Annotated in this window: 9 protein-coding genes; 2 read left to right on the top strand and 7 right to left on the bottom strand. The window is 41.9% G+C overall.

From position 1 onward, the window contains the following. Nucleotides 1-162: 162 nt before the first annotated feature. Together LC454_RS17015 and surE are read right to left on the bottom strand one after the other, a co-directional pair. Nucleotides 163-1,287, bottom strand: coding sequence for an aldo/keto reductase (locus LC454_RS17015; RefSeq protein WP_223583669.1), 1,125 nt, complete (start codon nucleotides 1,285-1,287; stop codon nucleotides 163-165). Nucleotides 1,288-1,306: 19 nt separating this feature from the next. Next, a complete protein-coding gene (surE, locus tag LC454_RS17010; RefSeq protein ID WP_223583668.1) occupies nucleotides 1,307-2,041 on the bottom strand; it encodes a 5'/3'-nucleotidase SurE in 735 nt (244 codons plus the stop codon). A 55-nt stretch (nucleotides 2,042-2,096) separates the two neighbouring features. On the opposite strand from surE, the gene LC454_RS17005 reads away from it, so the two are divergent. After that, entirely contained in the window at nucleotides 2,097-3,005 is a 909-nt protein-coding gene (locus LC454_RS17005; protein WP_223583667.1) for a diacylglycerol/lipid kinase family protein, read from the top strand. 111 nt (nucleotides 3,006-3,116) lie between these two features. Further along, the gene (locus tag LC454_RS17000; protein ID WP_223583666.1) at nucleotides 3,117-3,704 is read left to right on the top strand and encodes a hypothetical protein; all 588 of its coding nucleotides are present in this window, start codon (nucleotides 3,117-3,119) and stop codon (nucleotides 3,702-3,704) included. 156 nt (nucleotides 3,705-3,860) lie between these two features. On the opposite strand, the gene LC454_RS16995 is transcribed toward LC454_RS17000, so the two are convergent. The 5 genes from LC454_RS16995 to LC454_RS16975 form a co-directional block, all read right to left on the bottom strand. Then, the gene (locus LC454_RS16995; protein ID WP_223583665.1) at nucleotides 3,861-5,132 is read right to left on the bottom strand and encodes an RICIN domain-containing protein; all 1,272 of its coding nucleotides are present in this window, start codon (nucleotides 5,130-5,132) and stop codon (nucleotides 3,861-3,863) included. A gap of 32 nt (nucleotides 5,133-5,164) precedes the next feature. Further along, the gene (locus tag LC454_RS16990; protein ID WP_223583664.1) at nucleotides 5,165-6,046 is read right to left on the bottom strand and encodes a metallophosphoesterase; all 882 of its coding nucleotides are present in this window, start codon (nucleotides 6,044-6,046) and stop codon (nucleotides 5,165-5,167) included. Then, entirely contained in the window at nucleotides 6,037-7,800 is a 1,764-nt protein-coding gene (locus LC454_RS16985; RefSeq protein ID WP_223583663.1) for a RagB/SusD family nutrient uptake outer membrane protein, read from the bottom strand. Before LC454_RS16985 ends, LC454_RS16990 begins: the two co-directional genes overlap by 10 nt. 70 nt (nucleotides 7,801-7,870) lie before the next feature. After that, nucleotides 7,871-11,335: a TonB-dependent receptor gene (locus LC454_RS16980; protein WP_223583662.1), complete on the bottom strand. Its 3,465-nt coding sequence runs from the start codon at nucleotides 11,333-11,335 to the stop codon at nucleotides 7,871-7,873. A gap of 116 nt (nucleotides 11,336-11,451) precedes the next feature. Then, on the bottom strand, nucleotides 11,452-12,432 hold the full coding sequence (locus LC454_RS16975; protein WP_223583661.1) for a FecR family protein: 981 nt from the start codon (nucleotides 12,430-12,432) through the stop codon (nucleotides 11,452-11,454). Between the last annotated feature and the right edge of the window lie 52 nt (nucleotides 12,433-12,484).

The raw sequence follows: 12,484 nt of genomic DNA, 5'->3' as shown, positions 1-12,484 counted from the left end.
TTACCTATTTTTATACTTACTGATATATAAAGACGTATTCAAAAAAATAAATACCCATACGTATCGCTATTAACAGGTTTTTCAATTAGAATTTATTGCACTAAGAAATTCTAATTGAAGAATGACACTTTCACCAGTATAAAAAGAGGCAAATCCAATGCATTAAGCCTTCGGTAGCGGAGCATTTTTTACAATTAGTTTTTCATGCTTTAATTCCTCCCAAAAATCGGCCGGTATCTTGGTCTTGAAGGACTGGGCATTTTGTATCGCCTGCTCAACGGTATGTGCGCCTGGTATAACACCTGACACTTCTGCGGGGGCCGCCGCAAACTGTAAAGCTGCTGTTCGCAGATCCACAGCATGATTTTCCGCTACGCGCTGTAAGGCGTTCAGTTTTTCCTTTACACCAGCGGGGAATTTTCCATCATATAAATAGCGGTCTTTACCGGACAGAAATCCAGCACATAATGGAGCTCCTACGACGATAGACACATCTCTTTCAGCTACTTTTGGAAAAACCTTATTCAGATCATCCTCATGTTTGATCAATGAATATTGGCAGGCAGAAAGAAAAATATCGGGATCTGCAACACTCAATGTCTGCAATATAGGTTCAATGGTATTAACACCTAGCCCCCAGCCTTTGATAATTCCCTCTTCTCTCATTTTAGTCAGCTCGGGCATCGCCCCCTTGGTCGCCTCCTCGAAATAGTGCGCATAACTATCTTTCATATCGCCATTATCGGGCGAAAGGTCATGGATAAAAACAATATCAATAGACGATAGGCCCAAGCGCTGCAAGCTATCTTCCACACTTCTCCTTACACCAGCAGCACTGTAGTCATACTTATAACCAAAATTTAGTTTCCCCTTCCATAGTATTTGTTCCATCGTAAAGTCTTCTTTCGGGTCCATAAGTCGCCCTACTTTAGTCGACAGTGTAAAACTGTCACGCGGTTGATCTTTTAAAAACAGGCCCATTCTACGTTCGCTGATCCCTAGACCATACCATGGAGACGTATCAAATAATCGTATCCCTGCATTCCATGCAGCCTCTACTGCTTGTAGACATTCAAGATCTGAGTTTTGCTGAAATCCATTACCCAATGCGACCCCACCAAATCCAGCTTTATCAACGGGACGGAATCGTTTCTTTTCTATTAAATTTTGAGCTGTTGCCATTTTATATTCTTTTAATGTTGTTGATAAAATATCAGGTGTCGCTGCACTCAGTGCAAAACCCGCACCCGCAAGGGCTGTCTCTGCTAAAAATTGCCTTCTTTTCATATGTCTGATCCTATCGGTCTCATTTTCGTTCGCTTGCCAGTCTGATCAAAAGTTCATCATGTGCAGTCAAATCCAGCCGTAGTGGCGTAATAGATACCAGTTTATTTTCTACTGCCCAGCGATCTGTCCCTTCCTCCGCAGGCTCAAGTGGTACTACCGTAATCCAAAAGTTTTTTCTCCCCATGGGATCCTGATCAGGTACTACATTGCCATCATAGAGTCGCACCGATTGTCTTGTCCATACAACTCCCGCTGGTTTTGGAGGGAAATTCACATTATATAGCGCAGGGCCTTTATCATTGAGCAAGATCTTGAGTACATCGCCGGTCCATTGGGATAGTCCTTCAAAATCTGGCTCCGTATTTCCAACGGGTGTGCTCAGCGCGATACCGGTAATACCGAGGAGCATGGCCTGCTTTGCCGCAGCAAGTGTGCCTGAATGCCACATGGAATTACCAAGGTTGGGTCCCATGTTAATGCCCGAAAGCACAACCTGCGTATCGGGAAACATATGCAAGCCTAGCGCCACGCAGTCCGCAGGTGTCCCATTCACCCGAAAGGCATCAATTCCCTCAAATGTAATGGGGGCAGTACGATAGCTCAGGGGGCGAGAATGAGTAATAGCATGTCCCATGGACGACTGCTCAACATCTGGCGCAACAATCCTAACGGTACCAAACTGCCTCGCGGTCTTTGCTAGAGCTGCTATGCCCGGCGAATAGATACCATCGTCATTGGTGATAAGTATATTCATAATAATTGTACCTTTTCTATGAAAACCAATCTCAGCCAGGCTTTGTTCAGCTGATATGAAAGAACATGGCAAAAAAGTAAGATTAGTACACAATCCAGCTGCTGGGGATGATGACAATGGCGACAAGGACGAACTATGTCAGCTTATTGAAGAACTAGGACACCATTGCACAGTAGTCGCTAAAAAAGATGCCGTCAAAAAGATCGATCCAGAGACCGATATCATTGCCATAGCCGGAGGTGATGGCACGATAAAAATGACAATTATGGCGCTATTAGAAAAAAAGCTACGATTTAAAAGACCGATAGCAATCTTGCCCCAGGGAACAGCAAACAACATTGCCATTTCTTTGGGTATTCCTTTGGACTGTAAACAGGCTGTGAGTCTATGGAGTCAGTTCCAGCTTAAAAAATTCGATGTCGGGATGATGACCGGTCTAGAACGAAAGCCCTTATATTTTATCGAATCTATTGGCTTCGGTCTATTCCCTATACTGATGGAGAAAATGGATAAGAAAAGCCTAAATACCGCCAGTGCAGAAGATGAAATTAGGATCGCGCTCAAGCAACTCCGAAAACTAGCACTGACATTCCCAGCCAAAGTGCTCAAACTCGTAACCGCTACGGGTAGCATTGAAAAAGACTGCATTATGGTTGAAGTCATGAACATCTCGAGCATGGGCCCCAGACTGGTACTCGCTGCGAATGCTGATCCGGGAGATGGGCAATTTGATATTATAGTCGTAAGCGCCGATCAACGCCAGGAACTGGTTGCTTATATAGATGGGTTATTGAAGAAAAAGAACGTGACATTTAACATTAAGCCTATTAGAGCAAACCGCTTAGCGATGGAGTGGCAGGGAACAGAATTGCACATTGATGATGAGTGCAAGGCTTATGCTGGAGAGCAACTCAAGATTTCATTACTCGATAGCTTGATCGAAATTATTGTGGAAGGGAAGTGATATTCTTAATCAAAAAGAGATTTGCCATTGCGAAAACTAGTAGCAGATCAGTAAGCACAAATAACCAAGAAATAAAATGTATCTTACCTAAAGAATTACTATCCTGCTATTATGTCCAAAAAGAACATCGAAAAGATCAGTCTATTGATAGAGAGAATTAAAGATTGGAAAAGGTTAAATGATGATGAACTGTTTCCGTTAATCAAAGAATTTGAGAAAATGCCAAGGCTGGAAGTTTCTACATTTTACAATGATCTTTTTAACGACACCAAATTGGTAGAAAATCTTTTGGCTATTTATGACAGACATAGCGATAATACGAAGCTCGTTGTTCTTCTCATCTCTTCCCTCGGAAATATGATACAACGATATCACATACCTGAAACGAAGGTTATTTATGAATTCATGTTGAAAAATGCCTATAGAAAAAATGTAAGTGCCTATGTTGCTTTGTTTCTACCAAGATTAGCCTCTTTTAAGGTATATGATAAGAAATGGAAATATATAATGGATATCAAAATGATGTCGCCCAAAAAGATTGCAGAAAGCGCTTTTGAAATCTTAATGGATTTATATATGGATAGCATTCCGGCAGAATATAAAGTTGAGGTTAGCGGATATTTTAAAGCTAAAGCGCAAAAGGCCAATAATGACTATGGAAAGCAGTATTATTTAGATTTAGCAAGTAAAATTCAGTAAACGGTGAGACTGTAACCTCGACTGTATCAATTCTTATGGACCAAACAAAAAGCGCGACTTTGAATATTAAACTCGTAGTCGCGCTAACATTAAACACTAAATTACCTATCTTTTATCAATTTAAAGGCAAAATAAAAACCTTGATTGCTTTCAGTTTTATTGTTTCACCAATCTGAATTTTTGTGCATTGCCAGTATGTGCTGAATAGATCTGTATCTGGGTATCATCTGCCGTGCTTGATCCATTTACATCCAGGTTTTTACCCGGAGCAGATGCAGGCTCCAGATTATAATTACCACTTCCCACATAAGTGATCTTCCACCGTTGCTCAGAAGTGTTGGCAAAAGTGGCGACCTGTACAGGTGTACTGTTTGTGGATCCCCCACCCCGTACTTCCAATACTTTAGTCGTGTCAGCTACGCTCTTCAGCGCATAATATCCGCTGCCCACACTTCTCAGCTTCCATACCTGATTGGATGATGTTGGATAATTGTAAGTCCATAATGTAACATCTTCACCATTCACAGGTGGATTGCCATTAACATCAACGAGCTTGCTAGGTTCTTTTGTTAAAGCGGAAGCGATCTTGTAATTCGCTCCATTGATCAGAATACCCTCTGGCGAATAGAATGTAATCAATAAAATATCGAGATGTGCATAAGTTGCCAGTTTGCTTGCCAAGTCAGTTTCGCCATAATAACGCGATAATGCCCAGGCATACATTTTGACGCGCTCCCCACCAACAGTTTTGGTCGGAAAGTAGGATTTCATTGCATTGTCCACTGAGGCGTCATAACTAATTCCGTCGACACCATAAGTATTGAGTTTGCTGTACATCTCATCCATCACAACCTGTTGCTGTGCTGGGGTCTTACCGCTCAAATCTGACCAGTTACAATAATAGCTTACCTTCCAGCCGAGCTGTTTGAACCCTGTCAAATGTTGTGGATACATGCTTTCTATCAACACTCTATTTTTAATAGCATATAGGCTATCCATTTTCTTCAGTGTCTTTAAAAACAATTGTTCATTTGTACTGCTATTCAAATCTTTACAATCTAACCAAAGCGATGTAAAACCTGGAAGCTTATTGTTTAGATTCGCAAAATACTGTTCCAAAGTCTGTCCAGTGGCTGTTCCGGCTTCATGGCCGATGAGACATGTCGGCTCACCATTTTTATTGGCTACATATATATCCACCTCAAGACTATTGATGCCTTCGTTGATAATCTCATCAACTTTAATCAGATCGTTAGCACGATGTGCACTGACAAATGTCGGCCCAGCTAATGTCGTATTGACTTTACCCATTTTTTTGGAAGCATTCTCTTCATTTTTGGCAATATCTTTCTGACAGCTGACAAATAAGTAGGTCATACAGGCAAACAAACAGACTGCCTTACCAAACATTAACGTTGTTTTTCTCATAATTTTTGTATTTTAATATTAAGTTTATTCGTTTAAAAATCAATTTTTCTGGATGTCATCCGACCTTCTCCATGGAGATTCAGCTGATCTGTCCCTAGTTCCAAAATACCATAAGCATTTTGATCAGCGGTTTCGATCATCCCTTCGAGTGTAATCATCGGAATACCTTTGTAACTTGCAAAATTACCGGGATGATGATGGCCGGATATCACGGCTTTTACAACTGAATATTTTTCAATGATGGCCAATATCTCCCGATTATTCAATGCTTCGAGGCCGTTCTCAGGATACAAGGGATGGTGTGTAAAGACGATCACCTTTTTTGCCTTTGACTGTGCCTTTTGGAGCTGCCTTTCCATCCATTTGAGCTGCGTTGTACTTATACCACCATTCCAGGGTTGGTCATTACCTCTTTTTTCTGTTTGGAGTCCATCATTAAGCATTTGCCAAGCCTTTCGCTCACCTGATCCTGCTTTGGTGGCATACTCAGCCAGTTCATTGGTATTAAGCAGGATAAATAGCCATCCCTCCTTTTCCACCGTATAGTAAGGATTTGGCATTTTATAGGACTTATAAAGTTCCACACCGTCTTCAACGTCCACATAATCGTGGTTTCCCAAAATATTGTAGATGGGTCTTTTGAGCTTTTCGAGTCGCTGAAGTGCAGGGGTAAGATCCTTTGGCCCTACATCGACCAAATCGCCTAGCATGACTGTAAAATCTACTCCTTCCTTATTGATAGCCACAACAGCCGAATCCAATTTGACAAGTGAATTTCGGTAAAAACGGCTCCCGCGGGTATCTTTATCCGCATATTGTGGATCAGCTATCAGACCGACCCTGACCACTGATTGACCTTGCCCCATACTATAAAATAAGCCGAAGAGCAGCGATAAAAATAACTTTATTCCCATCCTGGATTTTGTTTTAGATTATTATTCAAAGTGATTTCATTCAAGGGAATACATTCGAGATAATCCCGGTTTTCTTTAAACCCATAGCCATTGGGCAGCTGTGTCACAAAAGGATCCAACAGACCATCCGCATCAACTTTATAGTTGATTTTAGTACCTGTCCAGTCTGAAGCCGCGAATGGGTAGCCTCTGGGACGTTTTCCTTTCAGCAGTTTATGCGCAGCCCATCGCCGGATATCATCATAACGAAACCCTTCTGCTCCCAGCTCGGCAGTACGTTCACGACGGATTTCTTTTAACTGGTCTGATAAGTTATAACCATAATCAGCATATCTGTCCTTATTGGGATCGTTGGTAATAGTAAAATCCGGCATACCTGATCTTTTGCGGAGTAGATTGATTGATTTGGTATAATCGACTGTTTCGCCAAGTTCAGCCTTCGCTTCAGCATAGTTCAATAAGGCTTCGGCATAACGGAAAATGATGGCACCAGTTTCATCACTTGAGCTCCAGGAGACACCACCACCGGCCAAAGCTGATTTCGGATCATTTCCTTTCCGGATCTGAAAACCGGTATTATTCAAGGCTTCACCAGATTTATCTAAAAATGGCTTTTTAAAGGTGGCCTTACCAAAGGTATTATCCCACATCAAGGCTCCTGGTGTCCAGATCGTCTGGGACAGTCTTGGATCACAATCGGCCCGTATTTTTTCTAAAAAAGCATTTCCTTTCACAGTCTTACCAAGGGTAAAATAATCGTATGGCTGACCATTCCGGCCCAGATAATGCTGTACCTGTTCAAAAGTCATAGATATCCCCGCTGTACGATCGGACACGTAGATCTGAAAAGAGTGTGACAAATCACGGTTGACTGAATAGGCTTTCCAGAGGATCACCTCTTTATTGGCAAGCTGATCTTTCAGGGAAAATAGTTTACAGTAATCGTTTTCGGGATCGTTGTTGCTATACAGCGACATGCCATATTTAGCATCCATCAACGTTTCGGCAGCCACAGCAGCTTGTCGGAAGTACTTAGACGGATCAGCGCCAGCTGTACCAAATGCTGTGCCCTTGTGGTATTTCTGCCAGCTGCCTTCGAATAGGGCGACTCTGGATTTGAAGAGCAAGGCAGCCTGTTTGGAAAGCCGATTGTTTTTACCTTTTACTGTAGCCACAGGCTCCAGATATTCAATCGCTTTATCCAGGTGTGCCAAAATCGAATCGACTACTGTTGTACGTGGGTCGCGTGCTTTGAATAGCTCCTCAGAGTCCATCTCCAATGGCTCCGTATACCAGGGAACATCACCGTAGAGCCTGACTTTTTCGAAATAAAACCAAGCTTTAAAAAAATGCGCCTCACCTAAAAACTGCTTATATTTTTCAAAAGGATCTTTGCATTTCGTATAATTCTTAAAAAAGATATTGACACTACGGATATTACCCCAGGTCCAGTTTCCGCCCGATGAAACCGGCGATTCGGTACCATTCCAGACTGTACTAGGCGAACTGGAAATCTGAGCATCGGATCCACGCGAACCATCCCAACCGATCACACCAAGGAAACTACCTACTGTATTAAAAGCCGGGAATACCGTATAGAATTGAATCGTATAATTCTCTAGGTCTTTGGCTGTTTTCCAATAGCTTTCGTTTTCAATCTGTGTCAATGGAGGTCTATCCAAAAAATCTTCGGAGCAGGAACCGACCAACAGTAAAATGACTGTCGTATATAGTAAGGTTATGATTTTTTTCATTGGTTATTAATTGCTAGATATAATTTTCTTTCACTATCCAGATAGGCTTTTACATTCAACTCAAAGATGATTACAGTGAGATATTCATTCCAAATGCCCAGATCGCTTGTGAAAACATGCTTTTACCATCCCCCAATTCTCCTAACGATGCTGTTTCAGGATCAAATCCGCTAGGAAGTTTGGAAAAGGTGTAGATATTTTCACCGGAAAAATAAATACGGGCGCGTTTTAATCCGATTTTTTGGAGCATTAATGCAGGAATGGTATAGCCTATCTGTAGATTTTTAAGGCGTGCATAGGCACCATTCTGCAGGTAGCGCGTCTGCATTTGCTTATTCTTGCTATCTTGAGTGGTATTACTGTAAGGCCGCGGAAAATAAGCTTCAGTGTTTATGCCAAGTCCCGAATACCGGTCGCCTTCGGTATCCCGATAGTAATCCATGTGATGTGGGAACAGCGAGGACTGATTCCAGGCCCTAAAACCCCAAAATACATTGCCATCCAGCCATAGATCACGCTTTCCAGTACCTTGGATAAACACCGCTATATCAACATTTTTGTAGTTAGCTGTTAAATTAAGTCCAAATTGATAACGGCGTGTCGAATTACCAATGATTTTAAGGTCCCCATGGTCATTTATGGTGTTTTTACCCTTATTGATTAGCGCATCCCCGTTGAGATCACGGTATTCTATATCCCCTGTCTGCCAGGGCTGTCCATTGATAAATTTTTGGTAGCCCGATGCATTGATCTCATCAGCGCGCTCCTTGGTTTTGATCAGGCCAACAGTTTCATAGCCCCAAATTTCTCCGGCATCTTTACCTATGTAATCCGTTGTCAGGATACCCGTAGGATTCGTATACTTCGTAATTATATTTTTGTAATCAAAGACATTAGCTGCAACAGAATAATTAAAATCAGAGCCTATTTTTCCATTCCAACGCAAGCTAAAATCCCAGCCCTTGGTTTTGAGCTCCGAATTATTCTCTCGGGGAATATTCGCTCCCAATACAGCGGGAAGTGCCTGCGCTGGTCCAAGACGGTCAAAGGTTAGCCGTTGATAGTATTCAAATTCAGCTTGCAGGCGGTTTTGGAAAAATCCCAGTTCGACGGCCGTATTCATTGAACGTGATGACTCCCACGTAAGAAAGCGGTTTACCAAATTTGGTGCTGTGGTGTATGCCGGCCGCACGCCGTCAATAAGCCAGCCCAGGTTACTTTGTACCCCCAATAATGCCAGATCCTGATAGGCAGCAACATTTTGATTACCCAGCTTCCCCCATGATGCCCTCAGTTTCATAAATGGGATATAATCCAGTAGAGGTTGCCAAAACAATTCTTTAGAAACCACCCATCCTGCGGATACGGAAGGGAATGCCCCCCAGCGTCTGCCATGGGCAAATTTGGATGTACCATCATAGCGGACATTTGCCTCGATCAAATATTTGTCTGCATAATTATAATTTAAACGTGCAAAATAGCCTAAAGTCGACCAATGCGTGAGACCGTCCCCCACCTGCATTTCACCTGTTGCTGTTGTAAAAGATGGGATATCTGGAACAATGAGTTCCCTTCTTAATCCACTCATCGAATCCAGTTTATTGATTTCATTCTGAAAGCCGGCCAGTACCGTAAAATGGTGATCCCTTCCTAGATCTAAATTATAAGTTGTATAAATATTAAACGCTTTGTAGGTGGTATTGGATTTTATCTTTTGAATATACGGAGGGACGGTAAGTGCTATTGGCACGAGCGTACCATCTACTTCATCTTCATAAGCTACCTGATTGACGCCTGCATAGTCAAAAATCTGATAATCTATCGAATAATCAGCATTTATTTTCCAGTTTTTGAGCGGACTGATTTCAGTCGCCAAGCGCTGCACCAGCGTATTATTTGTCAACTTCTGATAACCGGCTTGCATCTGCGGTACACGAGAAAGTTGCGAATAATAACCATTTGGCGATTTAAGGAAAACCTCGGGATGCGTTCTCAAGATCTGGTGGATAAGCATGCCATATCCCCCTTCACCGTTATATATTGGCCTATCACGGACTCCATTTGTGAGCCTTGTATTGGAACTTATCTTCCACCAGTCTGTGATATTGGCATCGAGTTTAGCCTGAAAATTGTAGCGTTTATACTTATCATCGACCATTCTCAACACCCCTTTTTCGGATGCGTGCCCAAGAGACAAAAAATAAGACATGTCTTTTGATCCTCCCTTAACAGATAGATTTTCCTGCATCCGGCGACCATTACCATAATGGATATCTATCCAATCATTATTACCGTTTGAGAATTGATAGGTTGACCACTTACGCGGGTTGTTGACATCAGGGACAGTTTCAGGAAGTGTAGGATCATCAATATATGCAATAATCCTATCGATGGTAGATTCAGAAAACAACCTAGCAACGCCCTGGTTGTCATGCATTTGATTCATAGCCCGTGCAAATGTATAGGAATCCACCATCTTTGGTTTATTGATAATGGTTGTAGGTCCTCCATTCATTGAAAAATCGACTTGTGGTTTCTGATTAGCTTTGCCGGATTTGGTCGTAATCAGTAAGACCCCATAAGGTGCGCGGGCACCATAGATTGCAGAAGCAGCTGCATCTTTTAAGACAGAAACACTTTCGACAGTATTCGGATCAATGCTATTAATGTCTCCGGCGGTACCATCGATCAGGACATAAGGTTTACCTTGGCCCCTGATCTGCACAGAGGGTGCCGCACCAGGTTCAAAGCCATTGCTGCCATAGGCTATCGTCAGGCCACTGACCGTTCCATAAAGCGATTGGGAAACATTATTTACTGGTCTATCTTGCAAACGCTTGCCATCAACAACCGCAACAGATCCCGTGAGGTTAACTTTCTTTTGGACACCATACCCCACCACCACGACTTCATCAAGTTCGCGTGCCTGGTCAGTTGCCAAACGGATCACCAGATCTCCCACAAGATCATTTGTCACCAAGGTATCAATGGACTTAAAACCCATAAAATGTACGGACAAAGTATCCGAAGGAAAAATCGAATTAAGTAAAAAAGTACCCTTATCATCACTTTTGGATTTTGTGTTGGCCCGCTTTAAATTTAAGGTAGCTCCTGAAACCGGTATGCCGGATGGATCAATCACTTTTCCTGAAATAGGCTTGCCCTCTTTCTGTGTCTGTCTGGCCAAAACAAAACCATTATCGGTCTTTTTTACCTGAATACCGTAAGGTGCCAATAATCTCCGTAAGACTTGTTCCAAAGATTCATTTTTTGTATCAAATTTGGCTATACTAATATTTTTTAGGCCTAGGCTCTCTGTAAACGAAATGTCTGATCCCGACTTCTTCTGAAGGTCAATGATAACGTCGCGCAGTGTGGTCTTTTGATAATTTTGGTTGTATATTTTGCCATTTGCCTGTGCAAATGTACTGTTCCAGGAGATAGTACTAGAAAATAGCAGCAGCGCCCCCCCGAGGGTTAAAGAAAGATATTTGTTGCTTCTTTTTTCTTTTATAATTAGTTTTTTGTTAATCATTTGTTAATTTTGTGTTGATTAAAGGTTTTACATCCATGAAACCGATTATGGAATCGGGTCAGATAGATTCCATAATTTTCTGTAAAGGGTCTTACACTATGTGAGCCCTTTTATTTTTAATATAAAATGATCTCTTTTCCCTCCTGCTTATTTTTGATACTGATTTTTTTTCCGGTCAATAACTGAATCTCTTCTAGCGCAGCTTCCATTGTTTTGGATTGTCGGAAGCTGATGTTGTAGCGATCTATTAATAGTTTTTCATCGGCTGTATAGAGTGTGAATCCGTAGAAATTTTTAAAGTTTTGGCTCAATTCTTCAAAGCTGGCCTGATCTAGCTTAACATGGTCAGACAACCAGGATGATTCTAAAACATACTCAGCATTGGTCAATTTATAATCACTGGACTTGCGATCATAGACTATATTCTCATCTGGCATTAGTGTGCGCAGATTTTTCTTGTTATTGTCAACTTGAACCTTACCCGTGCGCACGGATACGGATGTATTATGGATATCAGGATAAGCTTTGACATTAAAACTGGTACCCAGCACTTTGATATGCAATCCACCACCATGGACGGTGAATGGTCTGGAAGGATCTTTTTTGACATCAAAGAAAGCTTCTCCATACAGATTTACCTCCCGCTTGCGGTCGTAGTCACCAACAGTAAGACTAGAATTCGCATTCAGGATCACTTTTGTACCGTCGTTCAAGATGACTGTTTTCCGTTCGGCAATACTGGTGGATATGGTTCCCTTATTAAGATAGGCTGTCTTGATTGGTTTAATAAGACTGTCGATCTGCGATACCGAAAAGTATTGATGATATAAAACGGTAGAAAGTATCAAGAGTATGATGCTCGCCACAGCCCCACATAAAAAGCGATATCGGTAGCTCGATCGCTTGACTGTGTATCCAGCAGCAGCAATAATCCGGGTCCTGAGATCGCTTCGTTCCGGAACAAAGCCTATCTCTGAAGCTTCGGGCTCTTGTTGGTCCAAGGTTTCGTACCAATATTCCACGATAAATTTCTCGGCTGCATTGGCTGTACCATCTTGGTACTTCTTGATTAGCTTTTTTAACTGTTTTTGATCCACGCGTAATCTTTTCTAGGTTTGCTCTTTCTAGTAAGACAGTTGGTGAGAATCA

This window comes from Sphingobacterium sp. GVS05A (assembly GCF_019969845.1).
GTDB lineage: Bacteria > Bacteroidota > Bacteroidia > Sphingobacteriales > Sphingobacteriaceae > Sphingobacterium.
This window is presented reverse-complemented; position numbering and strand designations above follow the sequence as displayed.

Coding starts and splice junctions, on each gene's coding strand:
- LC454_RS16995 (WP_223583665.1), bottom strand. CDS start 5,132: ATGAGAAAAACAACGTTAATGTTTGGTAAGGCAGTCTGTTTGTTTGCC.
- LC454_RS17005 (WP_223583667.1), top strand. CDS start 2,097: ATGAAAGAACATGGCAAAAAAGTAAGATTAGTACACAATCCAGCTGCT.
- LC454_RS17015 (WP_223583669.1), bottom strand. CDS start 1,287: ATGAAAAGAAGGCAATTTTTAGCAGAGACAGCCCTTGCGGGTGCGGGT.
- LC454_RS16985 (WP_223583663.1), bottom strand. CDS start 7,800: ATGAAAAAAATCATAACCTTACTATATACGACAGTCATTTTACTGTTG.
- LC454_RS16990 (WP_223583664.1), bottom strand. CDS start 6,046: ATGGGAATAAAGTTATTTTTATCGCTGCTCTTCGGCTTATTTTATAGT.
- LC454_RS17000 (WP_223583666.1), top strand. CDS start 3,117: ATGTCCAAAAAGAACATCGAAAAGATCAGTCTATTGATAGAGAGAATT.
- surE (WP_223583668.1), bottom strand. CDS start 2,041: ATGAATATACTTATCACCAATGACGATGGTATCTATTCGCCGGGCATA.
- LC454_RS16980 (WP_223583662.1), bottom strand. CDS start 11,335: ATGATTAACAAAAAACTAATTATAAAAGAAAAAAGAAGCAACAAATAT.